At 72.4% G+C, this 23,785-nt stretch carries 30 protein-coding genes; 19 read left to right on the top strand and 11 right to left on the bottom strand.

The features are described 5' to 3' along the window. Positions 1-42: 42 nt before the first annotated feature. Positions 43-1,020 (top strand): GlxA family transcriptional regulator, encoded by a 978-nt coding sequence (locus tag K313_RS0104595; protein WP_029210617.1) that lies wholly within the window; start codon positions 43-45, stop codon positions 1,018-1,020. Between the two features lie 21 nt (positions 1,021-1,041). Here K313_RS0104595 and K313_RS0104590 read toward each other — a convergent pair whose 3' ends face one another. Then, on the bottom strand, positions 1,042-1,275 hold the full coding sequence (locus K313_RS0104590) for a FitA-like ribbon-helix-helix domain-containing protein (protein ID WP_029210616.1): 234 nt from the start codon (positions 1,273-1,275) through the stop codon (positions 1,042-1,044). Positions 1,276-1,489: 214 nt separating this feature from the next. Between K313_RS0104590 and K313_RS0104585 the strand changes: the two genes are divergently transcribed. From K313_RS0104585 to K313_RS0104565, 5 genes are all read left to right on the top strand, one after another. Next, positions 1,490-2,365, top strand: a complete 876-nt coding sequence (locus K313_RS0104585; protein WP_029210615.1) for an FUSC family protein — start codon at positions 1,490-1,492, stop codon at positions 2,363-2,365. A 70-nt stretch (positions 2,366-2,435) separates the two neighbouring features. Further along, positions 2,436-3,020 (top strand): superoxide dismutase family protein, encoded by a 585-nt coding sequence (locus K313_RS0104580; RefSeq protein WP_034251661.1) that lies wholly within the window; start codon positions 2,436-2,438, stop codon positions 3,018-3,020. Between the two features lie 26 nt (positions 3,021-3,046). Then, positions 3,047-3,571, top strand: coding sequence for a TetR/AcrR family transcriptional regulator (locus K313_RS0104575; protein WP_029210613.1), 525 nt, complete (start codon positions 3,047-3,049; stop codon positions 3,569-3,571). Between the two features lie 65 nt (positions 3,572-3,636). Then, positions 3,637-3,882 (top strand): AbrB/MazE/SpoVT family DNA-binding domain-containing protein, encoded by a 246-nt coding sequence (locus K313_RS0104570; RefSeq protein WP_029210612.1) that lies wholly within the window; start codon positions 3,637-3,639, stop codon positions 3,880-3,882. Continuing rightward, complete coding sequence (locus tag K313_RS0104565) at positions 3,879-4,286, top strand: PIN domain-containing protein (RefSeq protein ID WP_019285841.1); 408 nt, start codon at positions 3,879-3,881, stop codon at positions 4,284-4,286. The genes K313_RS0104570 and K313_RS0104565 overlap by 4 nt, the downstream gene beginning before the upstream one ends. Positions 4,287-4,327: 41 nt before the next feature. On the opposite strand, the gene K313_RS0104560 is transcribed toward K313_RS0104565, so the two are convergent. From K313_RS0104560 to K313_RS24690, 3 genes are all read right to left on the bottom strand, one after another. Next, positions 4,328-4,807, bottom strand: coding sequence for a VOC family protein (locus K313_RS0104560; RefSeq protein ID WP_029210611.1), 480 nt, complete (start codon positions 4,805-4,807; stop codon positions 4,328-4,330). Positions 4,808-5,175: 368 nt separating this feature from the next. Continuing rightward, positions 5,176-5,736: a GrpB family protein gene (locus tag K313_RS0104555; RefSeq protein ID WP_029210610.1), complete on the bottom strand. Its 561-nt coding sequence runs from the start codon at positions 5,734-5,736 to the stop codon at positions 5,176-5,178. A gap of 88 nt (positions 5,737-5,824) precedes the next feature. Further along, the gene (locus K313_RS24690; protein WP_019285838.1) at positions 5,825-5,959 is read right to left on the bottom strand and encodes a hypothetical protein; all 135 of its coding nucleotides are present in this window, start codon (positions 5,957-5,959) and stop codon (positions 5,825-5,827) included. Between the two features lie 155 nt (positions 5,960-6,114). Here K313_RS24690 and K313_RS0104545 point away from each other — a divergent pair, with 155 nt between their 5' ends. The 4 genes from K313_RS0104545 (at position 6,115) to K313_RS20030 (ending at position 10,161) form a co-directional block, all read left to right on the top strand. Next, entirely contained in the window at positions 6,115-7,995 is a 1,881-nt protein-coding gene (locus tag K313_RS0104545) for a PQQ-dependent sugar dehydrogenase (protein ID WP_029210609.1), read from the top strand. Between the two features lie 69 nt (positions 7,996-8,064). After that, complete coding sequence (locus K313_RS20040) at positions 8,065-8,922, top strand: hypothetical protein (RefSeq protein ID WP_029210608.1); 858 nt, start codon at positions 8,065-8,067, stop codon at positions 8,920-8,922. 95 nt (positions 8,923-9,017) lie between these two features. Continuing rightward, a complete protein-coding gene (locus K313_RS20035; RefSeq protein WP_034251655.1) occupies positions 9,018-9,833 on the top strand; it encodes a sigma-70 family RNA polymerase sigma factor in 816 nt (271 codons plus the stop codon). 82 nt (positions 9,834-9,915) lie between these two features. Beyond that, on the top strand, positions 9,916-10,161 hold the full coding sequence (locus K313_RS20030; RefSeq protein ID WP_019285835.1) for a hypothetical protein: 246 nt from the start codon (positions 9,916-9,918) through the stop codon (positions 10,159-10,161). Between the two features lie 20 nt (positions 10,162-10,181). On the opposite strand, the gene K313_RS22090 is transcribed toward K313_RS20030, so the two are convergent. Genes K313_RS22090 through K313_RS0104515 form a run of 4 tightly spaced genes read right to left on the bottom strand, consistent with a single transcriptional unit; the run spans position 10,182 to position 13,107 of the window. Then, entirely contained in the window at positions 10,182-10,763 is a 582-nt protein-coding gene (locus K313_RS22090; protein WP_029210607.1) for a DNA-3-methyladenine glycosylase family protein, read from the bottom strand. After that, positions 10,709-11,164 (bottom strand): AlkA N-terminal domain-containing protein, encoded by a 456-nt coding sequence (locus K313_RS22085; RefSeq protein ID WP_169516818.1) that lies wholly within the window; start codon positions 11,162-11,164, stop codon positions 10,709-10,711. The genes K313_RS22090 and K313_RS22085 overlap by 55 nt, the downstream gene beginning before the upstream one ends. Before the next feature lie 41 nt (positions 11,165-11,205). After that, positions 11,206-11,868: a response regulator gene (locus tag K313_RS0104520; protein ID WP_029210605.1), complete on the bottom strand. Its 663-nt coding sequence runs from the start codon at positions 11,866-11,868 to the stop codon at positions 11,206-11,208. Between the two features lie 9 nt (positions 11,869-11,877). Continuing rightward, positions 11,878-13,107, bottom strand: coding sequence for a sensor histidine kinase (locus K313_RS0104515; protein ID WP_084412469.1), 1,230 nt, complete (start codon positions 13,105-13,107; stop codon positions 11,878-11,880). Between the two features lie 164 nt (positions 13,108-13,271). On the opposite strand from K313_RS0104515, the gene K313_RS0104510 reads away from it, so the two are divergent. Together K313_RS0104510 and K313_RS0104505 are read left to right on the top strand one after the other, a co-directional pair. Beyond that, entirely contained in the window at positions 13,272-15,215 is a 1,944-nt protein-coding gene (locus K313_RS0104510) for an alpha/beta-hydrolase family protein (protein ID WP_029210603.1), read from the top strand. A gap of 97 nt (positions 15,216-15,312) precedes the next feature. Further along, positions 15,313-15,669, top strand: coding sequence for a DUF4342 domain-containing protein (locus tag K313_RS0104505; protein ID WP_029210602.1), 357 nt, complete (start codon positions 15,313-15,315; stop codon positions 15,667-15,669). A gap of 49 nt (positions 15,670-15,718) precedes the next feature. Here the strand turns inward: K313_RS0104505 and K313_RS0104500 are convergent, their stop codons facing one another. Beyond that, the gene (locus tag K313_RS0104500; RefSeq protein ID WP_029210601.1) at positions 15,719-16,114 is read right to left on the bottom strand and encodes a VOC family protein; all 396 of its coding nucleotides are present in this window, start codon (positions 16,112-16,114) and stop codon (positions 15,719-15,721) included. A gap of 118 nt (positions 16,115-16,232) precedes the next feature. Here K313_RS0104500 and K313_RS0104495 point away from each other — a divergent pair, with 118 nt between their 5' ends. Then, positions 16,233-17,180, top strand: coding sequence for an alpha/beta fold hydrolase (locus tag K313_RS0104495; RefSeq protein WP_029210600.1), 948 nt, complete (start codon positions 16,233-16,235; stop codon positions 17,178-17,180). Positions 17,181-17,292: 112 nt separating this feature from the next. Here the strand turns inward: K313_RS0104495 and K313_RS0104490 are convergent, their stop codons facing one another. Continuing rightward, complete coding sequence (locus K313_RS0104490) at positions 17,293-17,616, bottom strand: putative quinol monooxygenase (protein WP_029210599.1); 324 nt, start codon at positions 17,614-17,616, stop codon at positions 17,293-17,295. Positions 17,617-17,674: 58 nt separating this feature from the next. Here K313_RS0104490 and K313_RS0104485 point away from each other — a divergent pair, with 58 nt between their 5' ends. Together K313_RS0104485 and K313_RS22080 are read left to right on the top strand one after the other, a co-directional pair. Further along, the gene (locus K313_RS0104485; protein ID WP_029210598.1) at positions 17,675-18,478 is read left to right on the top strand and encodes a GNAT family N-acetyltransferase; all 804 of its coding nucleotides are present in this window, start codon (positions 17,675-17,677) and stop codon (positions 18,476-18,478) included. Between the two features lie 145 nt (positions 18,479-18,623). Next, positions 18,624-20,102 carry an HNH endonuclease signature motif containing protein gene (locus tag K313_RS22080; protein WP_029210597.1) on the top strand — a complete coding sequence of 493 codons (1,479 nt, stop codon included), beginning with the start codon at positions 18,624-18,626 and terminating at the stop codon, positions 20,100-20,102. 36 nt (positions 20,103-20,138) lie between these two features. Here the strand turns inward: K313_RS22080 and K313_RS0104475 are convergent, their stop codons facing one another. Then, the gene (locus K313_RS0104475) at positions 20,139-20,552 is read right to left on the bottom strand and encodes a VOC family protein (RefSeq protein ID WP_019285823.1); all 414 of its coding nucleotides are present in this window, start codon (positions 20,550-20,552) and stop codon (positions 20,139-20,141) included. Between the two features lie 199 nt (positions 20,553-20,751). Between K313_RS0104475 and K313_RS0104470 the strand changes: the two genes are divergently transcribed. The 4 genes from K313_RS0104470 to K313_RS0104455 all read left to right on the top strand — a co-directional run bounded on the left by K313_RS0104470 (position 20,752) and on the right by K313_RS0104455 (position 23,728). Continuing rightward, positions 20,752-21,525, top strand: coding sequence for a pseudouridine synthase (locus K313_RS0104470; protein ID WP_240483932.1), 774 nt, complete (start codon positions 20,752-20,754; stop codon positions 21,523-21,525). 10 nt (positions 21,526-21,535) lie between these two features. Continuing rightward, on the top strand, positions 21,536-22,690 hold the full coding sequence (locus K313_RS0104465; RefSeq protein ID WP_029210595.1) for a methyltransferase domain-containing protein: 1,155 nt from the start codon (positions 21,536-21,538) through the stop codon (positions 22,688-22,690). 12 nt (positions 22,691-22,702) lie between these two features. Beyond that, complete coding sequence (locus K313_RS0104460; RefSeq protein WP_029210594.1) at positions 22,703-23,227, top strand: GNAT family N-acetyltransferase; 525 nt, start codon at positions 22,703-22,705, stop codon at positions 23,225-23,227. A 78-nt stretch (positions 23,228-23,305) separates the two neighbouring features. After that, positions 23,306-23,728: a YybH family protein gene (locus K313_RS0104455; RefSeq protein WP_084412465.1), complete on the top strand. Its 423-nt coding sequence runs from the start codon at positions 23,306-23,308 to the stop codon at positions 23,726-23,728. Positions 23,729-23,785: the final 57 nt, after the last annotated feature.

Below are 23,785 nucleotides of genomic sequence, written 5' to 3'. Positions count from 1 at the left end.
CCATACGCTGGGGTGATCTCGCCACGACGCCGAGGAGGGGCCATGGCCGCACTGCGCATCGGGGTGCTCGCGCATCCGGGCTGCTTCGCGTCCGAGGTGTATGGCGTGCCCGACCTGCTGACGATGGCGAGCCGTGTGGCGCGGGGGAGCGGCGAGGCCGGGTATGCCGTGTCGGTGGTCTCGCCGCGCCGCAGGGTGGTGGCCTCCGGCGGGACACCGATCGCGGTGTCGGGCGACCTGGACGTGGACGTGCTGGTCGTGCCGGGCTTCGAGGCGCCCGACGTCGCCGGGCTCCGGGAGCACGTCACGACGCTCGGTCCGGAGGCCGACGTCGTGTCCGCGCACGCGGCGGCCGGGCGGGCCGTCGTGTCGATCTGCGTCGGTGCCTTCGTGCTGGCCGAGGCCGGCGTGCTGGCCGGTCGTCGGGCCACGACGTCCTGGTTGTTCGCCGACGAGCTCGCCCGGCGCTGCCCGGACGCCGACGTGGTGCCCGCCGAGCTGGTCGTGACGGACGCCGGGGTCACGACCACGGGCGCCTTCAGCGCGATGTACGACTTCGCCCTCGCCCTGATCGCCGAGCACGACGGCCCGCGCGTCGCCCGAGCCGCGGCCCGCATCGCCCTGCTCGACGGGGCCAGGACCTCGCAGGCGCCGTATGTCGACACCGCGCTGCTGCCACGACCTGGAGAGACCTTCTCCGACAGGGTGATTCGCCACCTCGAGCAGACGCTGGCGGAGCCGTACGACCTGGCGAGGCTGGCCGACGCCCTGCACGTCAGCACCCGCACCCTGCTGCGACGCGTCGCGGCCGAGACCGGGCAGAGTCCCCTGCAGCACCTGCAGACGGCGCGCGTGCAGCGAGCGCGCCACCTCCTGGAGACGACCGACCGCACGGTGGCGGAGGTGGCCAGGACGGTGGGCTACCGCGACCCGGGGAGCTTCGCTTCGGTGTTCGCCCGCAGCACCGGCGTGCGCCCCCGCGACTACCGCGCGGCCTTCGGCCGAGCCACCTCTAGCTGAGCGGATTCGGGCCGAGCACGATCACGCGAAGTCCACCGCCTGCGCGAGGTCGGTGCGCTCCGGGATCGGCAGGTCGTCGACGCCTCCTGCAGCCCGAGCCGCCTGCAGGAGCGCGAGCGCGATGTTGGGTCTGCGTACCGCTTTGGTCACGATGTCGCGGATCTCGGCCTCCAGGGAGCGTCCATGCTCCGCGGCCTGGGCAGCGAGCTGCTCCTGCACTGATTGGTCAAGACCGCGTATGACGATTGATTCCATGGGCCCACCTCCCACGTGTGATGGGGCTGACGATGTCGCTAGCTTCTTGAGACGATCCCGGCATGAGGAACGGCCACAGGCCCGGTGCCTGGCAGACGCTGCTGACCTTCCGGCCCGCGGCGATGAGGCGGCGCAGCACGGCGCTGCTCGTCGCACCTGCCTGGGCGGGCCTGGTCGTCGCAGCGCGATCGGACGGCCGGTCGAGGGACTCCTGGTGGCGCTGGGCAGCTACGTCGTCCTGTTCGGGGGCGGGCGTCCGGTGGGGGAGCGGGTGCGTGCCTACCTGATCTCTGCCATCGGTCTCGTGCTGGCGGTGGCCTCGGGCATGGTGGTCGGTGGCTCGACCTGGTGGACGCTGGCGGCATACCTCGTGGTGTCGGTGGTGGCGGTGCTGGTCACGCGGCTCGTCGACCCGGGACCGCCAGGGCCGTACTTCTTCGTGCTCATGCTGGGTGGGGGGACCCTGCTGACCGGCACCGGGCTGGGGATCCCGATGACTGCGGCCTACCTCGCCCTGGGGTCGGCGCTCGCGATCGCGGCCGGATCCCTGGACGCCTTGCTGCTCGAGCGGGGGAGGTCCCGGCCGGCCTCCGCGCCTGTGCCAGCCGGCCCGACCGGCCCGCCGACCTGGGTGGTGCTCGTCCGCGTGCTGGTGGCTGTCACTGCCTCGGTCATGGTGAGCGTGGCCCGTGGTGACACCCACCCGTTCTGGGGCGTCCTCGTCGTCGTGCTGGTGCTGTCCTATCCCGGCGACGAGGGGCGACTGACGGTGCGAGCGGTCTCCCGCATCGTCGGCGCCCTCGTCGGGATCGCGCTGTTCACGCCCCTGGCGAGAGTCCATCTCGGGACGGCGGGCTACGTCGCGCTGCTGTGCGTCCTGCTCTGGTGCGTCGCCAGGGTCACGGCCCACAACTACCTGGTGGGGAGCGTCGTGATCACGCTGCTCGCGCTGGCGATCTCGGTGCCGCTCTCCCCGAACGAGGGCCCGGGGGAGCTCGCGACGGCCCGCGGGGTCGACACGATCGTGGCTGGCGCGATCGCCGTTGCGGTGATCTGGGTGATCCGCACGACGCGGGAACGCCGGCCCTGAGCCCTTGTCGCGCGGGTCGACATCGGTCAGCCTTGAGGGGGTCCGCATCGCCCCGCTGAAGGAGACCACGATGTTGTCCACCCGACTCTCAGCGTCCTTGGCCGGTCTGGCCGCCGTCGCGCTCGGTGGGATCGGCCCCGCCGCTGCCGGCGCCGACACCGATTCCCACGCAGACTCCCGCGACCACGGGAGGGGCCGCACCGTCCACGCGCAGCTGGTCGATCGGACCGGAGCGGCCGTCGGCCGCGTGACGGTCAGCTCGAGGCGTGGCGTCGCCCAGGTCGAGCTGCGCGCCAGCCACCTCACCCCTGGCTGGCACGGCTTCCACCTGCACTCGGTTGGCCGGTGCGAGGGCGACTTCACCTCCGCCGGGAGCCACCTCAACCCCGACGGGGCGCAGCACCCCGACCACGCAGGCGACCTGCCGCAGATGCTGGTGCGCCAGGACGGCCGGGCCACGCTCTCGTTCGCCACCGACCGGTTCACGGCCGCGTGGCTGCTGGACCAGGACGGCTCGGCCTTCATCGTCCACTCCAGCCCCGACAACTACGCCAACATCCCGACGCGCTACGCGCCGAACGGTCCGGACCAGGCCACCCGGTCGACCGGTGACGCCGGCACCCGCCAGGCCTGCGGGGTCGTGCGTCGACGCTGAGCGCGGGGGCAGGCCTCGCCGTCTCCGTGTTCTCGGCCGCGGGAGTCCGCGACGGCTCGGTCCGAGACGTCGCGGAGCGAGCCGGTATGACGCACGCGGGGCTGCGGCATCACTTCCCGACGAAGCTGGACCTGCTGCAGGCCGTGCTCACGTGGCGGGACCAGGACGCCCTGCAGCGCCTCGACGCGCTGCACGTGGACGGGGTGGACGTCATACGGGCCTGGCTGGCCGAGGTGGGACGAAGCCGGGACACGCCCGAGCTCGTCGACCTGCACGTGACCCTGTCGGCGGAGGGGACCTCCGTCGACCACCCGCTGCACGAGTACTTCGTCCGGCGCTACGACCGGCTCGTGGTCGGGTTGCGGCAGGCCCTGGAGCTGGCCGAGTCGCGCGGGGAGCTGCTGCCCGACGTGGACTGCGAGCACGCCGCGCGCATCCTGATCGCCGTGACCGACGGGCTGCAGGTCCAGTGGCTCCTGGACCGGGAGTCGGTCGACATGGTCGCGATGCTGCGCCGCCACCTCGGATCGATCGTCGCCGTCCCCTTGTGAGCGCGACCGGCGTCAGGGCTGGCGTCTCCCCCTGCACCTCCTTACTCTTGTGTAAGGAGGTGCACATGTCGACTGCCACGATGACGAGCAAGGGTCAGATCACCATCCCCAAGGACGTCCGGGAGGAGATGGGCCTGACGCCCGGCACCACGGTGACGTTCACCCGCAACGAGAGTGGGGACTACGTCCTGACGACGCGACGGCACAGCGTCCTTGATCTGTTCGGGACGTTGAGGGGTGACGGACCGCCGGCCACCCTGGACGACATGGACGAGGCGATAGCCGCCGCAGCGGGGGAGTCCATGCCGTGATCGCCGTTGACACCAACATCCTCGTCCGGTTCCTCGCCGGCGACGATCCGCACCAGAGTCAGCTCGCCCGAAGGGTGATCGCAGACGCGTCACCGCAGGATCCGCTCTTCGTGGGCTCCGTCGCGCTGGTGGAGACGTGGTGGGTCATGCGGCAGGTCTACCGAGCGTCCGCGGACCAGATGCTCGACGCCATCCGCCGCCTGTCCATCGATGACGCTCTGGTCCTGCAGGACCGGAAGGCACTGGCCTCCGCGTTGGCGGCCGTCGCCGAAGGCGCGGACTTCGCGGACGCGCTCATCGCCGCCGTCGCCCGCACGCACGGGTGTCGAGAGACCCTGACCTTCGATCGCAAGGCGGCAGCACGAGCCGGCATGACGCTCCTGGAGGACCTCGACAAGACCTAGGGCTTGCGAACCCCGCCGACCGCGTCATACGGGCAAGCGGTTCAGATGCGCCGCACAGCGGACATGTCGGCGCAGACGACGCCCGGGTTGCCGTCCTGGTCGGCGATCACGGTGAGACCAGGCGCATCGGTGTCGTCGACGACGGTTCCCCCTGCAGCGATGGCGGCGGCGACCCGTCTCTCGACCACCTCGGGCGCCACGTAGACCTCGACATGGAAGCGCTGCTGCGGCTCCTTGCCCTCGTCGACGTCCTGCTTGGTCACCCATTGGACGACGTGCTCGGTGCCTTCGTCGTCCCGATAGATGGCGTCGTCGCTGACCAGCCTGAGGTCGACGTAGCCGGGGCCGATCGACACGATCGGGTGATGCCCAAGCTCATCGCCGGCCCGGCCAGCGGCCACGACAAAGCTTGCGCCGGTGGAGAATTCGCTGACCAGATAACGGGCGTGGAGGCCCTGGGCGAGCTTGCGCCCGTGGGTGAGGTCGGCCTGGGCGATCTGCTCGCCGCGCATCATGTCCATGAGCAGACGCTAGCGATGGCGCAACAAAGATCAAGGCTTGACCGGATCACCGGGCTGTGCGGCCGGCCCCACACCGATGGTGACGGCGCCACGTCGGTGCTCGATGCACAGGACCAGGACGTCGTGATGATCAGCCCTTGGGCGCCAGCGGTGATGGCGCCCCTTCCAGCCTCACACTCAAAAACGCCGATAATCCACATTATGTCATTACAGCGACAGCGGTGCACCAGCCCCCTCCAGCACCATGACCTGATCCCCCACCGCAACTGGTGCAGCTCTTCGACGAGCTGTGCGGCGATGCGCCCGATGCCCGAGTCGATGACGAAAGCCTCGGCATCACGGACGGCGGCGGGTCTGATCAGCATGCGCTAAAGGCCAGGCCCACCATTGCGTGGATCGTTGAGGCGCAAGATCTGAAGGCATTCGTCGGCCGTCAAGCTGGACTCCGCGAGGACCTTCTGGAGCACCGCAGACTTGCGGGCGATGTAGGTATCGATGTCCATGTCGGGCTCTGCTGCAAGCGCCCGCTTCACGGCCCCGTACTCGTCACGTAGGTCTTCCCGCGTACGAAGTACATCGCGAACTGCGAGGTGGTTGCGAACGTTCAGTGTGCCCTCCCGACAGACATAGACGTTCCGCCTCGGGCAATCATCGGGAGGGCGGAATGCCTCCCGATCGGCGACTCCCAGGTCCCCACGGTGGACGTACCCAGCGGAGCTCATGGCGGCCATCGCCATCTGCATCTCCTCGGCAGACACGATGACGTCGATATCCATGATGGGCTTCGCCGCGAGCCCTGGCACGGAGGTCGATCCCACGTGCTCGACTCGTGCGGAGGTCACTCCAGAGAGAGCCTGGCGCAGGTCGCCCGCGACCAGCTCGAACTGGGCCCGCCACGAGGGCGAGTACGGGACCACCTCAACAGGCACCGGGTGATGATATCAATCCGACTCGAGGGATCCTGTTTCGGCCGGATAGGCGCCAGCTTAAGTCGCAGGCTGAGACTAACCCCGCGGGTCAGCCGCGCTTGGGGTGGATCGCCTTGTCGACCTGGCTCGCCGGGTTCTCAGCGGCCTTCTTCTCGCGCCGCTTCTCCTTGAGGGACTTGGTGCTCTTCTGCGACAACGAGTGCCGCGGGGACTTGTCGGACATGGCCACTCCCTAGCGGAGCCAGCGGCTCCTTCCCCTGACCGTACGCCTGGCATGGGTCAAGCGGTACCTCCGACGCGCGGCGCACCCGCCTCGCCCCAGCGCGAACCGGCTGGCATCTCGCCTACGACTGGTGCGCGTATGCCGGAGGCGACTCGATGGGCACCGCAACCCTCGTGGTGCTGGGACTCGGCACGCTGCTGCTCCTGGCCTACGCCGTGCTGCTGTGTCGCCGCACCGTCACGAGCTCACCCACCAGCTCCCCCACGATCCCCTCCCCCGCCACCGCCCCCCCCCCTGGCCGGCGTCCCCTCGTGACTACCCTGGACGTCATGCCCCTCACGCAGCGCCAGGCGGAGCTCGCCGATGCCGCCCTCGCGATCGTCGCGCGGGACGGCAGCGCGGGGGTCAGCTTCCGCACGATCGCCGCGGAGTCCGGCTGGTCCCTCGGGGCGGTGCAGCGAGCCTTCGCCAGCAAGGGCGAGATCGAGGCCGCCATGCTCGAGCGGCTCCGCGCCGGGGTCGGCACGCCTCCGGGGGAGCCCGGCCGGCCGACGCTGCAGACCTGGCTCGTGGAGCTCGTCGTCTCGACCCTCCCCCTGGACGAGCGGCGACGAGCCCTGACGCTGCAGGGCGCTGCCTTCGCCGAGCGTGCGGCACACGACAGCTCCATCGGTGCCACCATCGCCGCCGGCGACGACGAGATCCGTGGGCTGCTCGCCTCCCTCGTCAGCCGCGCCACGGCGGAGGGCGAGATCGGCCGCGACATCGATCCGGACGCCACCGCTCACCTCGTCCTCGCCCTGGCCCTCGTGGCCGCGTGCGCGGACGGCGCAGGCTCGGCCGGTCGCGGAACGGGCCCGTCCTCCGGCGGGGCGGTCGGAGGCTCGACGAGCACGACTGCCGCGCAAGGCCCCTCGGCCCTCCCCACGCTGCCCGTCCCCGGCCTCCGGACGGCGATCGTGACGGACCAGCTGGCCGTGCCCCGCCGGGTCGTGCGCCTCGACCGGACCCGCCGCCTCGTCCAGGACCAGGTCGGCACGATCCGCGTGCTGCAGGGCGACGTGCTGCGCGCCCAGCCGTTCCTGGACGTGCGGGCCAGCACGCTCGGCCCCAGCTCGAGCTCGCTGGAGCTGGGCCTGGCGGGGTTCCAGCCGGCACCCGACTTCGCGACGTCCGGGACCTTCTACACGATTCGTTCGACCAAGCCCACGGCCCAGCACCCGGGCGCGCTGCGGGTCGACGTGCTCTCCCGGTGGCGGGCCGATCCCCGGACCCTGGTGGCCGACCCCCGGTCCGAGCAGGTGATCATGCGCTTCCCGTCGGCGGGGCTGGACCACCTCGGTGGCGGCCTCGCCCTGGACGACCGGGGCAACCTCCTCGTCGCCCGAGGGGCGGCCGGCGAGGAGGCGCAGGACCCCCGGTCCTACGAGGGCAAGATCCTGCGGATCACGCCGGGCAAGGGTGCGAGCTACACCGTGCCGCAGGACAATCCGTACGCCAAGGGCGGCGGGCACCCCGAGATCTACTCCGGGGGCTACCGCAACCCGTTCCGCATCCACGCGGACCCGCAGCGCGGCCTGCTCGTGGCGCACGCCATGTGGACCGAGATGCACCAGCAGGTGCTCCTGCCCAGGCCTGGCGACAACGCGGGCTACCCGCTGCTCCCCCGCGCCCGCGTCTCGCAGTGCTGGCCGGGCGGGCGCCCCGAGCCCCGGTGCCTCGCGCTGGAGGGGGCGAGGCTCACCCTCCCCGCTGCCGAGCTCGGGCCGGAGGTCGGCCAGATCGTGAGCGGGGCGGTCATCTATCGCGGCACCGCGATCCCCCAGCTCACCGGCAAGGTGATCGCCGCTGACTGGGACGGCGCGCTGGTGGCCGCCGACCCGGGCTCGCCGCCCTGGACCTGGACCACGATCAGCCTGCCGATCACGACGGGTGGCAAGCTGTGGGACCTCACCACCGACGGCGAGCACCTCTATCTCATGCTGGCCACCCCCGGTGGGCCCGCTGGGACGATGCTGCGAATCGAGCGGGCCTGACGCCGTCGTCATCACCGTCCGGCTCCGCGCAGGGCATCCTGGACCAGACACCCAGGAGGCAGAGGCACCGTGCCCGACGACACCAGCTCCCCCGAGCACAGGCCACGGCGGCGCGCCGTCCTCGTCGGCGGCGCCGCGACGCTCGCGACGGCCGCGGCCCTGTGGGCAGCACGAGATCCCTTGCAGGAGACCGTGGACCAGCTGTCAGAGAGCGACCCGTCGACGCCGTCGGGCGATCCCACAGGCGTCGCGTCCGAGCAGCTGCCGCGCCTCGACCGGCTGGCTGGTGCCCGCCTCTACTACGAGGTCTCCGGGACACCGACGGGGTTCCGGATCGAGCCTGCGTTCGCCCAGCGGCTGTCCGACACCCTGGCCCGGCACTGGACCTACCTGCCCGCACCGCCACCGGCCCAGCTCTGGTCGTATGGCGCCTGGGTCAGGGCCGAGGACCGCCCTCGCCTCTCGTGGCACCACGCCGGACGCGCCTTCGACCTGGCCCGGGTCCGCACCGGTGCAGGTCAGGAGCTGGTCAGCTGCCGCTACGACCTGTGGCAGAGCGCCACCGGCGGGGAACGGGCCGCGCGCGAGCGCTCGTACTGGCGCCTGGCCGCCAGCCTGCACCACGACTTCGCCTCGGTCCTGACCTATCTCTACGACCAGGCGCACCACAACCACATCCACGTCGACGACGGCCGCTCCGGTCCCGCCGGCAGCACCTTCTCCCCCGGCTCGCGCGTGCAGGTCCAGGCCGTGCAGGCCATGTGTCGTCACGTCTGGGGCCTCGACATACAACCGACCGGGTCCTGGGACGACGACACGCGGTCGGCGACGCAGGACGTCCTCGAGCGCGTGGGCGTCGGCGGCCGGCTCACGCAGGGGCAGAGCCACTGGCGGGCCTTCCTCGACGCGACGGCGCGGCAGGCCTGACGCGCCTGCCCCTCCCCGCACCGGCAGGCGGTCACACCTGGGCTGATCCCGGAGTCACTACCCATGACGGACCACGTGATGGGAGTGTGACGACCATGGACCAGACGGACGCCTTCGAGGCGGTGCGGCCGCGGCTGCTGCGGATCGCGGGCGGGGTGCTCGGGGACCGCGCCGAGGCCGAGGACGTGGTGCAGCAGGCGTGGATCCGACTGCAGGGCACCGACGCCGACATCGACAGCCTGACCGCCTGGCTCACCACCGTGACCACGCGACTGTGCCTGGACCGGCTGCGGGCCCGCACCCCCCTGCCCGTCGACGACCTCGAGCTCACCGCCACCGCGCCCGACCCGGCCGACGAGGTCGCCCTCGCCGACACCGTCGGTGTGGCGCTGCAGGTCGTCCTCGACCGGCTGACCCCGGCAGAGCGGGTGGCGTTCGTGCTGCACGACACCCTCGCGATCGACTTCCCCACGATCGCGGCGATCCTCGGCACGACCCACGCGGCCGCTCGCAAGCTGGCCTCCCGTGCGCGACGCAAGGTCACGCAGCCCCGGGCCGAGGAGCGACGCGCCGAGTGGGAGGTCGTGGACGCCTTCCTCGCCGCGGCCCGCGAGGGTGAGTACGCCCGGCTCCTCGAGCTGCTCGCGCCCGACGCGGTCGTGGCCGCCGACGCGGCCGCCATCACCGCGGGCACCCCCACCCGGCTGGAGGGCCGCCGGGCCGTGGCGGAGATGTTCGACGGGGCCGCCAGGGCCGCGCTGCCCACCCTCCTCGAGGGCCGCCCCGGCGCGGCGTGGTACCACCGCGGCGAGGCGCGGGTCGCCTTCGACTTCACGATCGTCGACGGGCTGGTGCACCGCATCGACTTCCGGGCCGACCCGGCCGTCCTGGCAGCCCTGACCCGTCGTTGACGCCCGGCGGTCACACTCGGCCGCCGCCTGTCGTCACCAGAGCATCACCGCACCATCACAGCGACCAACAAGGAGCACGATCGTGAAGACCGTGAAGAACATGACCTGCCGCCAGCTCGGCGGACCCTGCGACACCACCCACACGGGCGCGACCGCCGACGACGTCATCCACGCCCAGGACCAGCACCTCAAGGACGCCGTCGCCGGCGGCGACACCGCCCACGAGGAGGCCGCCCGCGAGATGCGGGGACGCTGGAAGAACCCCGTCAAGGGCATGGGGTGGTACCGCGACGCCAAGAAGGCCTTCGCCGCGCTTCCCGAGGGCTGAGCCCTGCGCCGCAGCTGTTGCTAGCGTCGGAGGCGTGACCCTGCTGCGTCCGATGACGCTCGCGCGGCGGCCTGCCACAGGTGCATGACGGCGTAGGACCGCCATGGCGCCCAGGACTCCGCCCGCCGGGCCAGGACCCGGTGCGCCTCGCGTGTGGGCACGGGGGCCGGGAGCATGCCCAGCGAACGGGCGCCGGCCACCAGGGCCACGTCGGTGGAGAGCCAGGCGTCGGGGTCGCCCAGCACGCGCATCGCGACGTACGCAGCGGTCCACGGACCGATCGACGGTCGCTGGACCAGGCTCTCCCGCAACAGGACCGGGTCCGTCGCGCGGTCGATCACGAGTGCACCGGAGGCCAGGTCACGAGCGGCCGTCAGGACAGCTGCCGTGCTGCGTCCCGGCAGCCGGAGCGGACGCTGCGGGTCCGGAGCCGTCCCGGGCACCGGATCGGGGACGACCTCGGCGATCTGGGTCGGGGTGGGAAACAGCCTGTCCAGACCCGGGACTCGCGCGTCGTATGCCGAACCGCCCGCCTGGACAAGGCGACTCAGGTGCGTCCGGGCCGCGGCGACGGAGATCTGCTGGCCCACGACGGCACGCACCAGCAGCTCGGCGGCGTCGACCGAACCGGGACCCGGATGCCCGGCACGTCTCGAACCGCCAACGACAGCAACGGGTCTCGCGCCAGCGCAGCGTCGGCGGCGATCGCGTCGTGGTCGAGGTCGAGCAGTCGCCGTGCCGCGTCCACGAGCTCGGACTCCTGCGCTCCGCCGGACGTATCGACCTGCACCTCGAGTCGCCAGCCCGCGCCGGCGGCACGGGCCGAGACGCCGAGAGTGCCTGTGCCAGAACGTGTCCGGAGCGTCCGGGCATAGGTCAGCCGGTCGCCCGCCAGGTGGGCGACCTCCACGCCCGGCACGGCGCGAGCGGCCAGGAAGGCGAAGACGCCGGGCGCGTCATACGGCTCGTGCACGCCCAGGTCGACGACCGCTCCCCCGGTCATCCCACGGGCCATCCCGTCGGCCGCGCCCCTCCCGGCCGTCGTCACCCGGGGGTCACCACGCCGTTCTCGTAGGCGAACACGACGGCCTGGGCGCGGTCGCGCAGCGCGAGCTTGGTCAGGACCTTGCTGACGTGCGTCTTGACCGTCTGGTCCGAGAGGTAGAGGCGGGCGGCGATCTCGGCGTTGGACATGCCGGTGGCGACCAGCTCGAGGATCTCGCGCTCGCGGCCGGTCAGCCGCGCGAGGGAGCCCGTGGCGGCCCGTCGCGGGGGTCGGCGCCGGGTCACCTCCTCGATCAGCCGGCGGGTGATCGAGGGCGCGAGCAGCGACTCCCCCGCCGCGACGACCCGCACGGCGCGGACCAGCTCGTCGGCGGGGGCGTCCTTGAGCAGGAAGCCGCTGGCGCCCAGCCGCAGCGCCTCGTAGACGTAGTCGTCGATGTCGAAGGTCGTGAGCATGAGGATCCTCGACGGCGGGTCAAGTCGTCGCGAGACGATCTCGGCGGTGGCCTCGAGGCCGTTGAGCACGGGCATGCGGACGTCCATGAGGACGACGTCGGGCCGCAGCCGCACGACCTCGGAGACCGCCTCCCGGCCGTCCGCGGCGTGGCCGACGACCGTGAGGTCCCGCTGGGCGGCGAGCAGCGCGCCGAAGCCCTCGCGGACCATGGCCTGGTCGTCGGCGATCAGCACGGTGACTGGCACGGTCACAGCCTAGGCCTCGTCCCGGACGGTGGCCCGGGCCGGCAGCGTGGCCCGCACCTCGAACCCGCCGTCCTCCGACGGCCCGGCGCTCAGGGAGCCCCCGACCGAGGCGGCCCGGAACTGCATGCCCAAGATGCCGTTGCCCGCGTGCGTCCCCGGCTCCGGCGTGCGGGACGAGAGCCCGTTGCGGACGCGCACGACGACGGTCGGACCGAGGTCCAGGTCCACCTGCACCTCGGCGCCCGGTGCGTGCCGCGAGGCGTTGGCCAGAGACTCCTGCAGGATGCGATAGGTCACCATCGCGGTGGCCGTCCCGCACCCGTCCGGATCGCCCTCGACGTCCCAGCGCAGGTCCAGCCCCGCCTCGCGCGCCTCCCGCAGCAGCTCGAGGGCGTCGGCGATGCCGGGCTGCGGGACGTCCTCGGCCAGCTGCCCGTCGCTGCGCAGCACGCCCAGCAGCCCACGGACCTCGTTGAGGGCCTCCCGGGCCTGGTCGGCGATGGCGGTGAACTCGACGGACACCTGCGGATCCACCCCGCCGAGCCGGTATGGCGCGCTCTGGGCCTGCACGACGACCATCGACATGCGGTGGGCGACCACGTCGTGCAGGTCGCGGGCGATGCGGGTGCGCTCCTCGGCGATCGTGCGGCGAGCGCGCTCGAGCTCGCCGAGCTCGGTCTGCTGGGCCAGCTCGCGCTGGGACCGCAGCAGCCAGCGGGCGAGCAGGCCCACGCCGAGGACCGCCGTCAGGCCGAAGACCCAGCCGGGGGCGAGCTCTCCCGGCAGGAAGGCGATGCACAGGGCGGTGGTGGCGACCCAGGTCGTGACCAGGGCACGCCGGCTCTCCCGGACCCCGACGGCCACGAGCAGGGCCAGCAGCACCAGGAACGCCGTGACCTGCCACGGGAAGTCGTAGCCGGGCTGGCGGCGGAACAGCACCGGCACCACCATGCCGCCCGCGCACCACAGCGCCCACCCCAGGAAGGGATGGCGTCGCAGCAGCAGGAGCGGTGCGACCCCGGCAGCGGCGACGACCGGACGCAGGCTCGTCGGCACGTCGTGCGTGAGCGACAGGGTCGGCCACGCGATCGTGAACAGCAGCAGGGTGAGGGCCCACAGCCAGTAGGACAGGGCCCGCACGCTGACCGCCGAGATCCGACGGATCCCGCCGCGGGCCAGCCTCGCCGGGGCGCGCGGCGGCGCTGGGCGCCTCCACGGCCGTTCACGCGTCCTGGTCACGCTTCGACAGTACGCACGGACGGCGGCCGCGTCGTCATACCGGCGGGTGAGACAGAACCGACCCTCCACGGTGAGAGGGCTCGCCCACCCCGCCGCAGCGGCGGGCCGCTCACGGCACTCGCGGGCGATCCGCCGCTCGGTCGCGAATTCCTAGCGTCACAGCCATGACTCGTCCTCCGCCCCGTGTCCTCGCCGTCCTGCTGGTCGTCATCGCCGCCGCGCTGGCCCTGACGCTCGTCAACCTCGTGCGGGGAGGCTCCGACGTCGCCCCGCCGTCGTCGCCCGCCGGCCGAGCCGTGACGGCCCTCACGACCAGCACCGGCACCCAGGCGCTGCGGGCGGTCCCGGACGACTTCGAGGCCACCCTCGGCTACCAACCGGTCCTGCAGGACGGCGAGCTGGTGCGTCCCGACGGCGACTGCTCGTCCCCGGTCCCGCTCCCCCGCACGTTCGAGCCGGCCTGCCGCCAGCACGACCTCGGCTACGACCTGCTGCGGCACGCCGCGCTGACCGGGCGCCCTCTCGGCGGCTGGGCCCGCACCTCGATCGACGAGCTGCTCCGCGTCCGCCTCCAGCGGGCCTGCGCGGCCACGGGGAACCCTGCGTGCGACGTGAGCGCGCAGGTCGCCTCGTCGGTGGTCGCCCTGAACTCCTGGCGGCAGCTCGGAGGCGTGCCCCAGGAGACGCCGGCCGTCCAGGCGTCCCTGGCGGCGTCGACCGCCGGCGTGCTGGGTGTGGGGACGCTGACGCTGCCGGGTCGGCGCCGTCGCGCGGTGGCGGCTGCGCTGCGGGCCCGCCTGCCGGGCGCCCTCACCTCCGCGCTGGTCGCGGTGGCGGTCCTGGTGTCCCTGGCCCCCTCGCTGCTCCCTCGCCCCGCCGTCGTGCAGGGGCCGCTGACGGGGGTGCTGGTGGCCGTTGCCCTCGGGGTTGGTGGGGTGGTGCGGCTCGTATGGCGCCGCCTGCCCCCTCGCCGCCTGCCCCCTCGCCGGCCGCTGCCGATCGGCCGGGGCCGCGCCCTGGCGGTCGGCAGCGGTCTAGCGGCGGTGGGCGTCGGGTCAAGCCACCGCTACCAGGAGAGCCTCGCGCTGCGCCTGGACATGGCGGGTCCTGACGGGACCTACTGGCCGGCGGTCGTGACCCTGGCCGTCGTCGTGGCGCTCCTGCTGACGGGGCTGGCTCGTGGGGTCGGGCTCGGGGTCAGGGTCGGCGTCTCCCAGTTGCGCGCCCTGCGGCCTCGGGTGCGGCTGCTCGTGACGGGGGGGTGCGGCGTCATCATGCTCGTGCTGGGGCTGGCGGCGGGGTCGGGGGCGGTGCAGGGTCCGGTGCTCGGCCTGCTGGACAAGGACCTCGACGCCCATCACGTGATGCTGCACCGGTCCTCGGTGGGGGCGGGTCGCGTCTTCGTGCGGGTGTCGGACGTCGGCGAGGCAGCCGCGCCCGAGCAGGCAGCCCGGCTCGCCGCGTCCCGCCTCGTGGAGGCCGGCGTCCGGGGACGCCGCGCGGTGGTGGTCGTGGTCCCGACGGGGAGCGGCTGGGTCAACCGCAACGCGATCGAGGGCTTCGAGCGCCAGCTCGGCTCGGGCGTGGCGACGGTGGCCGTGCACTACGACCGCTCACCGAGCTGGCTGAGCCTGCTCGCCGAGCGAGACGTGAGCGAGGCGTCGGCGCGGGCGGTCGTCGACGCCGTCGCCGCGCGGATCGACGAGCTGCCGGCCGGGGAGCGCCCCGCCCTCTACGTCTACGGCGAGTCGCTCGGCGCCCTGGCGGGTCAGGCGGCCCTCGCCGATCACGCGCGGGCCGCACACGTGTGCGGATCCCTGTGGAGCGGGGTGCCGGGCGGGGGCAGGCTCGGCATCGCCCGCGAGCGCGCCCTCGCCAACGCGGACGACCCCATCGTGCACCTCGTCCCCGGCACGGCCACCCACCGACCGCTGCGCTGGGCCGGTGCGGTGTGGCTGCCGTGGGTGAGCTACGGCGGGGCCGCCGTCGACACCCTGTCCTCCCTCGCGCCCGGGGACGGCCACGGCCACCGGTACGGACCCGAGCAGGACTGGACCCTGCCGACGTGCAGCACCCCCGTGGCGGCCGGGGCCCGGCATACGGGCTGACCGGGGGTCCGGCCAGGGTCGTCCCCGAGTGCGAGCCCCCAGGCCCCCTGCCTAGGTTGGAGGCATCACCACCGACAACCTCCAGGGGGAGCAGATCATGAGCGACGCACCGCAGGACAAGCAGACCTTCACCGAGCGGATGGACGTGGCCAGCCACCAGCTGGTCGGCAAGGTCCGCGAGCTGGTCCAGGACGGCAACGCCAAGCGCGTCGTCATCAAGGACCAGGACGGCAAGGAGCTGCTGACCGTGCCGCTGACCATGGGCGTCGCCGCGGGTGGCGTCCTGACGCTGGCCGCCCCGATGCTCGCCGCCATCGGAGCCGTCGCGGCCCTGGTGACCAAGGTGCAGCTCGAGGTAGTGCGCGAGGGCACGCCCGGCGAGGCTGCCGCGACCGGCTCGGACGAGCCCGGCGCCGGTCAGCCCGACGTCACGCCCCTCGGCGACGGCAGCTGATCAGCCGCACCGCGACCCACCCGAACCACCCAGCGCGAGGGCGCCCGTGTCAGCGGGCGTCCTCGTCGGGCTGGTGGATGCCGAAGACGTTGCCCTCGGTGTCGAGGTAGTAGCCCTGCCACGCCATCCCGGGGAGGGCGTACTTGGGCAGGGCCAGCGTCCCGCCCGCCTCGAGGATGCGCTGCTCGGACTCGCCGTAGTCCTCGACGCCCATGGTCAGCACGGCGCCCTTGACCGCGCCGTCGGCCGCCGGGGACGGTCCCTGTCGCTGCATGAGGGCGCCGTTGATGCCGAGCGTGCCCTCCTCGCCGGTCGTGACGCCGGCGTAGGGCAGGCCGGCGAACTCGCTCCAGTCCTCGTAGCTCCAGCCGAACGCCGCGGCGTAGAACGCCATCGCGCGGTCGAGGTCGTCGACGTGGATCTCGAAGTGCACAGGACGGGACATGGTGGCCTCGCTGGTTCGTCGGTGGGCGTCGATGACGTCGTCGTCGACGTCGGACCGGCACGAGTCTGCCGGACTAGGGTGGCCTTGGCCAGACTCGCGACGACGAACGGCGCCCACCATGACGGATCACGTCGACACCCCTCCCCTGCACTCCTTCACCCGCGCCGGGCTGACCTTCGAGGTCGTCGACGGCGGGCCGCGCGACGGCGAGGTGGTCGTGCTGCTGCACGGCTTCCCCGAGGACGCGACGGCCTGGACGGCGGTCTCGGAACGCCTGCACGCCAAGGGTTTCCGGACCCTCGCGCCCAACCAGCGGGGGTACTCCCCCGCCGCGTCGCCGGCCGGCAACGACGCCTACCGCGTCAGCGAGCTCGTGCGCGACGTGCTGGCCCTCGTCGACGCGTCGGGCGCCGGGCGCGTCCACCTGGTCGGGCACGACTGGGGAGGTGCCGTCGCCTGGGCCACCGCGCTGTCGGCACCCGACCGCCTGCTGTCCCTGACCGTCCTGTCCACGCCCCACCCCGCGGCGATGGAGCGAGCCATGCGGACGCCGGACCAGGCGCGTCGCAGCTGGTACATGCTGGCGTTCCAGGTGCCCGGCCTGCCCGAGCGGGTGCTGTCCCGGTCGATGCTGCGCTTCCTGACCAGCGCCGGCCTGCCCGCCGACCACGCCCAGCGGTATGCCGCCCGCTTCGCCACCCCGGCGAGCCTGCGCGGCCCGATCGGCTGGTACCGCGCGAGCGCCCCCTGGCGGTCGCTGACGTCCGGCGGTCTCGGCTCGAGGAAGGCTGCTGGCGGGCGTGGGGCCGCGGCGAGGAGTGCCGGCTCGACGAACGGTGCTGCCGCGCAACGGTCCTCGCAGGTCCAGGTCCCGACGACCTACGTGTGGGGACGCCGCGACGTCGCCCTCGGCCGCGCCGCTGCGGAGGCCACTGCCGCGTTCGTCGACGCGGACTACCGGTTTGCTGAGCTCGACGCCGGGCACTGGCTCCCCGAGTGCAACCCCGACGACGTCGCCGACGCGATCACGGACCGAGCGCGAGGCGGGCGCGGCACGCATGACTGACGCGCCGGCTCCACGCAGCTCGGGCGGCTCGCGTCACCGATCGTGACGTCGGGCCGGACGGGCAGCGGTGACCAGCTCCGTCATACGGGCTGAGCCTGGGTCCTGCTGAGCCTCAGGGCATCTGGATCTCACCGAGCTCGTCCCAGCCGGTGCCGGGCTTCTCGAACGAGATGACCTTGGGGCGCGTGGCGGCGTACTTCCCCTGCGTCTTCATGGCCTCGGCGAAGTGGCCGGACTCGACGTGCTCCTTGCCGGCCTGCGCGTCCTTGTAGGCCTCGATGAGGACGTACTCGTTGGGGTTGTCGCACGAGCGCGACCACTCGAACCACAGGCAGCCCGGCTCGGCGCGGCACGCCTCGGTGAACTCCCGGGTCAGCTCGAGGAAGTCGTCGGCGTACTCCGGCTTGACGTCCCACTTGACGGTGATCGTGATCATCGGGCGCTCCTCGCAAATCGGGTTTGTCGTCGCCCCATTGTGGGCCAGGCTGGCCCCCATGACGGACCCCTCCCCCGCGGACCTGCTCGCCCGGTACGACGCCCAGCTCCGCGACGAGGCCGAGCTCGTCTCGGCCGGCACCAAGGAACGGCACGGGCCCGTCCTCTGGGGGGTGTATCGCGGGGTGCGCGGCTTCGTCACCTACCGGGACCTGGGCGGGCTCGACGCGGCCAGGATCGAGCAGCTGGTGCAGGAGACGCTCGAGCACTATCGCTCGGACGAACGAATCACCAGGGTGGAGTGGAAGACTCGCGGCCACGACGTGGCGCCAGGACTGCACGACGCCCTGGTCACCCAGGGGTTCGTCCCGGGCGCACCGGAGTCCGTGATGATCGGCGAGGCTGCGAAGCTCGCGGTGGACGTGCCCCTGCCTGACGGGGCGGCCGTCGAGCTGCGGCGGGTCGAGTCGGAGGCCGACGTGCGGCGTCTGTGCGAGGCCGCGGACGAGGCCTTCGGCGAAGCCGTCCCGGGGATGGCCGATGAGCTGCTCGACCGCCTGGCGCTCGGGCGCGACGACCTGGAGCTGTGGGTCGCCGAGATCGACGGGCTGGTCGTGTGCACCGGGCGGATCGAGCCTGTCGTGGGCACCGAGTTCGCCGGCCTCTGGGGCGGGGCGACGCTCGCCCAGTGGCGTGGGCGAGGGATCTATCGAGCCCTGACGGCGGCGCGGGCACGCTCGGCGCTGCGGCGCGGCGCGACCTTGCTGCACAGCGACTCGACCGAGCACTCCCGCCCCATCCTCGAGCGCTCCGGCTTCGTGAAGGTCACCACGACGACGCCGTACGTCTGGCGGCGGCCGTGAGCCTCTGGCGCTGGGGCCCTCGCCTCGCGGGTGCGAGATGACGTCGACCTCACAGGTCGTGGCGGCTGATCGGCATACGGTCAAATGATGGCTATCAGGGTCAAACGCTCTATATTTTCGATGTATCGTTCGATACGGTGGTCGTATGACGTACACCGACGTTCTCGCGGCAAGGGGCACCCTCGACGGGGCCCTGGAGGCGTTGCGCGTGCTCGGTGCTGGGGTGAGCTCGGTCCAGTCCATGGATCTGGCCGGGTTGGCGGTGACCGCGACGCAGGTCGCTGCGGCGGCGCGGGGCCTGGCGTGCGCCGTCACCATCGAGGCCGGCGAGCGGGGTGTGATCCGCGAGTCGGGGTCGACTGGCGCGGCCGCCTGGCTGACCGATGCCGGCGCCGCGCTCACCGAGACCGACGCGCACGCCATCCGACGGGCGATCGACACGACGACCCGGCCGGTACTGTCCGGGCTCCGCGACGCGCTCAGGACGGGTGACGTGACTCCGAGCGACGCGGGCCGCGCCGCCTCTGTCTTCGACGAGCTGCGCACCGCCACCGACCCGGCCATGCACGACGAGATCGCCGAGGCCGCCACGACCCTCGCCCGCCAGTGCACCAGCCGGCGCTCGCTGGCCCGGTTCAAGACCGACATGCTCGCCCGCTACGGCACCCTCGACAGCGAGGAACGCACCCGCAGCCACCACGCCGCCCAGCGCGGCCTGTCCGGATTCACCGAGATGCCGGACGGGCTCTATCGCCTCGAGGGCCTGCTCTCCCCGACCGACAAGGCCACCTTGGACGCCGCCCTCACGGCTCTGTCGGCGCCGGTCCCCAACCCCGAGCCCGGCCAGATCGACACCCGGCTCCCCCGCGAGCGCCGCTTGGACGCTCTCATGCGGATGGCGGAGCTCGTCGGCGCCTCCACGGTGACCGGACCCATGGGTGCCGGCACCAGGGTCAACCTCACGCTCCCGCTGGATGCGCTCGCCCGGCCGTGCGAGCATCGGGCCAAGGACATGTTCGGGCTCTGGCGGCCCACCGGGGAGCCGTGCGACTGCACCACGCCCGTGGCCGCCGTCGACGACCTCGGCACCCACCTGCTTCCGGCCTACGCCCGCGAGCTCTCCTGCGATGCCGAGGTCACGCCCGTCTGGCTGGGTGAGGGTGGCCAGCCCCTGACCCTTGGACGGACGGAGCGTCTGGCCAGCAGGGGGCAGCGGAGCGCGCTCGAGGTGCGCGACGGCGGATGCAGCTTCCCCGGCTGCGACAACCCCGCCTCCTGGTCACGGGTCCACCACATCGTCCACTGGGCCGACGGTGGCGCCACCGACGCCGACAACCTCGCCCTGCTGTGCGGACCGCACCACCGGTTCGTCCACCGGCACGACATCACCGGACGCGTCACCCCCGACGGCGGCCGGGTCGAGTGGGACGTGGTCAACGTCCTGGGCGGGTGGCGCCCCGCACCCCGACCTGCAGACGCAACTGGCCCGCCCGACCCGGCGGACGCCACAGGCACCCCTGACCGGACACCACCGGCAGGCGACTCCGTCGAGGCGCACGGGGAGACGCCGGGCGTGAACCGGCCGGAGACCGATCCGCCCGGCGACCACGACCTGGCGACCTGACCCGTTGCCGTGTGCCCTGGTGCCTCCGCGCCGGGGTCAGGCGGCCATGCCCACGCACAGCTGCCAGGTCACGCCGTAGCGGTCCCCCACCCACCCGAAGTACGGCGCGAATCCGTAATCACCGCGCGGCATGTAGACCTGCCCGCCATCGACCAGGACGTCCCAGACCCGATCGAGCTCGGCCTGGTCCGCGCAGTCGACCCACAGCGAGATCGACGGGGTCAGGCCGAACGCATGGGAGACCCCCGAGTCCACCACCATGACGCGGTGGCCCTTGAGCTCGGCGGACGCGTGCAGGACCGGCCCGGTCGCCTGCCCCAGATCACCCTCACGACGAGCCACCAGCCCCGCGACCCAGTCACCCCCGAAGGCCTCGGCATACAGGTCGAGGGCGCCCTCGGCGCCTCCCTCGAGCATGATGAACGTCGCGGCACCCTGGGTCTGCGTCATGACGCCACCCTAGACGGGCATGACGGGCCGGAACAGGCATGATGACCCGGTGCCTCCCCGCTCCCCGCTCCCGCCCCGCCACGGGCTGCAGTCGGCCTGGGTGCGTACTCCGGACCGGGATCCGGGCCGGGTCGCCCCCTGGGAGACGATGCGAGACTGGTTACGGCACAAGCTCCCTGACGAGGTCGATGTCGAATCGATGCTGGCCGCAAAGCGATTCATGGACGACGATGGTCACCCCTGGACCGGAGACGAGCCCTACCGCCCGCACACCTTCGTGTGGTTCCACCGTGACCTGCGCGAGGAGCCTGTCGTGCCAGGCGAGCTCACCGTCCTGCACCAGGACGAGCGGATCGTCGTGGTGGACAAGCCGCACTTCCTCTCGACCATCCCGCGCGGGCGCCACGTCACTCAGTCGGTGGTCGTCCGTGCGCGCGGCACGCTCGATCTACCCGAGCTCGGACCCGCTCACCGGCTCGACCGACTGACCGCCGGGGTGCTCGTCCTCACGACCGAGCGACGCTGGCGGGCGCCCTACCAACGGATGTTCGAGCAACGGATCCCGGTCAAGACCTACGAGGCCATCGCCCCGCTCCGCCCTGATCTGACCCTGCCTCTCACGCTGCACAGCCACATCGTCAAGGACCGGGGTGTCCTGACGGCCCGCGAGGTCCCGGACGCGCCACCCAACGCCGAGACCGCGGTCGAGCTGGTCGAGGTGCGTGGCGGATTCGGACGCTACCGGTTGTCGCCCCGCACGGGACGGACGCATCAGCTGCGCCTGCACCTGGCGTCCCTCGGCATCCCCATCGTCGGCGACCCGCTGTATCCCACCGTCCTGCCCGACGCCGTCGACGACGTCAGCGAGCCCTTGCGCCTCCTGGCCCGGACGCTGGCGTTCGTCGATCCCGTGGACGGGACGCGGCGCAGGTTCGACAGCGAGCGCGAGCTGGCCTGGCCTAGCTGCCCGTAGCCTTGCCGCCATGCAGTGCGACTACTTCGACGCGGGGCGGTGCCGGTCGTGCACCTTCATGGGCGTTCCCTACACCGAGCAGCTCGCCGACAAGCAGCGCACCGTCGCCGACGTCCTGGCGGGCCACGTCCCCGAGGACGCGTGGCTCGACCCCCGACCCAGTCGCGAGAGCGAGTTCCGCAACAAGGCGAAGCTCGTCGTGGCGGGCACCACGGCAGCGCCGACCTTCGGCATCCTGGACGCCGGCGGGGCGGGGGTCGACCTGCGCGGATGCGGGCTCTACGAACCCGGGCTGCACGAGGCGGCGCTGGCGCTCGCCGAGGTCGTCCCCCGTCTCGGGCTCCAGCCGTATGACGTGCGCGGACGCCAGGGCGAGCTCAAGCATCTCCTCGTCACCCACTCCCCCACGGGCGAGCTCATGGTGCGCTTCGTGCTGCGCTCGACCAACCAGCTGGGTCGTCTGCGACGCGGCGTCCCGGTGCTGCTCGAGGCCCTGCCGCAGATCCGGGTCCTGTCGGCCAACCTCCAGCCCCGCCACGCCGCCGTGCTCGAGGGTGACGAGGAGGTCCTGCTCAGCGAGGCCGATACCCTGCCGATGCCTGTCGCCGGCGTGACGCTCCACCTCGGCACCCGCAGCTTCTTCCAGACCAACACCTCTGTCGCGGAGTCGTTGTACGCCCAGGCGGGCGACTGGGTCCTCGACGCGCAGGTCGGCACGTTGTGGGACCTCTACTGCGGCGTGGGCGGATTCGCGCTCCACGCGGCCGACCGGGCCTGCGCGTCCGGTCGGTCGATCCAGGTGCTGGGCATCGAGGTCTCACCCGAGGCGATCAGCAGCGCCCGCCGCAGCGCCGACGAGCTGGGTCTCGGCACAGCCCGATTCATCGACGGCGACGCGACCAGCCTTGCCCTGGAAGCGGACTCGCGTCCGGATCTGGTCGTGGTCAATCCCCCACGACGCGGGATCGGTGGCCCGCTCGCCCGCTGGCTCGAGGAGTCTCCCGCCTCCACCGTGATCTACTCCAGCTGCAACCCCGCCACGTTGGCGCGCGACCTGGCGGACATGCCCTGCTGGCAGGTCACCGCGGCAAGGCTGTTCGACATGTTCCCCCAGACCGCGCACGCCGAGGTCCTCGTGCGCCTGCAACGCCCCAGACCTCGCTGAGATGATGGCCCCATGACCGTCATCCGGCCCCTCGACCTGGCGGACGTGCCCGCTCTGACCGAGCTGGTCCTCACGAGCCGAGAGCACCTGGCGCCGTGGGAGCCGGCGCGCCCGGAGCGCTTCTACACCGAGGAAGGCCAGCGCGAGATGGTGCGCCTGGCCCTCGCCGAGCGCCATGGTGGCCGCATGGGCCCCTATGTCGTCACGGACGAGCGCGGGCGGATCGCGGGACGCATCACCCTCAACAACATCGTCCGGGGCGCCGGGCAGTACGCGAGCGTGGGGTACTGGCTCGGCGCGGGATTCACCGGACGGGGGCTGGCGACGCGTGCCGTGGCCGAGCTGTCGGACCTTGCCTTCGGCGAGTGGCAGCTGCACCGCCTCGAGGCCGGCACCCTGCTGCACAACCTCGCCTCGCAGCAGGTCTTGGAGCGCAACGGATTTCAACGCTACGGCCTGGCGCGCAAGTACGTCATGATCGCGGGCACCTACCAGGACCACCAGCTCTACGAGCTGCTCTCGCCGGACCTTCGCTAGCTCACCGCCGGTCGTTCACGGTCGGCCCTGGGGGCAGGGGTCTTGTGCGGCATCGTCACGGATGTATACGGTGTTCACATGATGAGCATGGATGCTACCCAGCTGATCTCCTCCTACGAGCAGGCGGTCGCCTCGATCGACGTCGACGGGCTGCTGGAGCTCTACGCGGACCACGTCCGGGTCTTCGACGGCACGTCGGCCTGGCAGTATCCCTCCAAGGACGAGTGGCGGGCCGCCGTCGTCGAGTGGTTCGGCTACCTGTCCGGCAACGGGATCTGCGAGATCCGCGAACCACGGGTCGCCGGCTCCGACGACCTCGTCGTCATCTCCGGGCTGGCGTTCTACGCCGCCGACGATCGCCAGGGCGGGCGCGCGGAGATCGTCTCCCGGTTCACCCAGGTGTGGGAGCCCGGCGATGGCGGCCCGCGCATCACGCACGAGCACACCTCGCTCCCGCTCGACGACCAGTGCCAGCACCCGCTGCCGCAACCCACGACCTGACCCGGACCGCGAGCGCGTCCCGAGCACGACACATCTCCCCGCCGGCCACGAGCCCGG

This window comes from Arsenicicoccus bolidensis DSM 15745 (assembly GCF_000426385.1).
Classification (GTDB): Bacteria; Actinomycetota; Actinomycetes; order Actinomycetales; family Dermatophilaceae; genus Arsenicicoccus; species Arsenicicoccus bolidensis.
The sequence above is the reverse complement of the archived record's forward strand: the minus strand, read 5'-3'. Positions and strand labels throughout refer to the sequence as shown.

Bases quoted from the DNA above. Each gene is read 5' to 3' on its own strand.
- K313_RS0104505 (WP_029210602.1), top strand. From the start codon at position 15,313: ATGAGCGACGCACCGCAGGACAAGCAGACCTTCACCGAGCGGATGGAC.
- K313_RS22080 (WP_029210597.1), top strand. From the start codon at position 18,624: ATGACGTACACCGACGTTCTCGCGGCAAGGGGCACCCTCGACGGGGCC.
- K313_RS22085 (WP_169516818.1), bottom strand. From the start codon at position 11,164: ATGACCGGGGGAGCGGTCGTCGACCTGGGCGTGCACGAGCCGTATGAC.
- K313_RS24690 (WP_019285838.1), bottom strand. From the start codon at position 5,959: ATGTCCGACAAGTCCCCGCGGCACTCGTTGTCGCAGAAGAGCACCAAG.
- K313_RS0104460 (WP_029210594.1), top strand. From the start codon at position 22,703: ATGACCGTCATCCGGCCCCTCGACCTGGCGGACGTGCCCGCTCTGACC.
- K313_RS0104470 (WP_240483932.1), top strand. From the start codon at position 20,752: ATGCTGGCCGCAAAGCGATTCATGGACGACGATGGTCACCCCTGGACC.
- K313_RS0104495 (WP_029210600.1), top strand. From the start codon at position 16,233: ATGACGGATCACGTCGACACCCCTCCCCTGCACTCCTTCACCCGCGCC.
- K313_RS0104560 (WP_029210611.1), bottom strand. From the start codon at position 4,807: ATGGACATGATGCGCGGCGAGCAGATCGCCCAGGCCGACCTCACCCAC.
- K313_RS0104465 (WP_029210595.1), top strand. From the start codon at position 21,536: ATGCAGTGCGACTACTTCGACGCGGGGCGGTGCCGGTCGTGCACCTTC.
- K313_RS0104485 (WP_029210598.1), top strand. From the start codon at position 17,675: ATGACGGACCCCTCCCCCGCGGACCTGCTCGCCCGGTACGACGCCCAG.
- K313_RS20035 (WP_034251655.1), top strand. From the start codon at position 9,018: ATGGACCAGACGGACGCCTTCGAGGCGGTGCGGCCGCGGCTGCTGCGG.
- K313_RS0104455 (WP_084412465.1), top strand. From the start codon at position 23,306: ATGATGAGCATGGATGCTACCCAGCTGATCTCCTCCTACGAGCAGGCG.
- K313_RS0104500 (WP_029210601.1), bottom strand. From the start codon at position 16,114: ATGTCCCGTCCTGTGCACTTCGAGATCCACGTCGACGACCTCGACCGC.
- K313_RS0104595 (WP_029210617.1), top strand. From the start codon at position 43: ATGGCCGCACTGCGCATCGGGGTGCTCGCGCATCCGGGCTGCTTCGCG.
- K313_RS0104545 (WP_029210609.1), top strand. From the start codon at position 6,115: ATGGGCACCGCAACCCTCGTGGTGCTGGGACTCGGCACGCTGCTGCTC.
- K313_RS0104475 (WP_019285823.1), bottom strand. From the start codon at position 20,552: ATGACGCAGACCCAGGGTGCCGCGACGTTCATCATGCTCGAGGGAGGC.
- K313_RS0104510 (WP_029210603.1), top strand. From the start codon at position 13,272: ATGACTCGTCCTCCGCCCCGTGTCCTCGCCGTCCTGCTGGTCGTCATC.
- K313_RS0104570 (WP_029210612.1), top strand. From the start codon at position 3,637: ATGTCGACTGCCACGATGACGAGCAAGGGTCAGATCACCATCCCCAAG.
- K313_RS0104590 (WP_029210616.1), bottom strand. From the start codon at position 1,275: ATGGAATCAATCGTCATACGCGGTCTTGACCAATCAGTGCAGGAGCAG.
- K313_RS0104490 (WP_029210599.1), bottom strand. From the start codon at position 17,616: ATGATCACGATCACCGTCAAGTGGGACGTCAAGCCGGAGTACGCCGAC.
- K313_RS0104580 (WP_034251661.1), top strand. From the start codon at position 2,436: ATGTTGTCCACCCGACTCTCAGCGTCCTTGGCCGGTCTGGCCGCCGTC.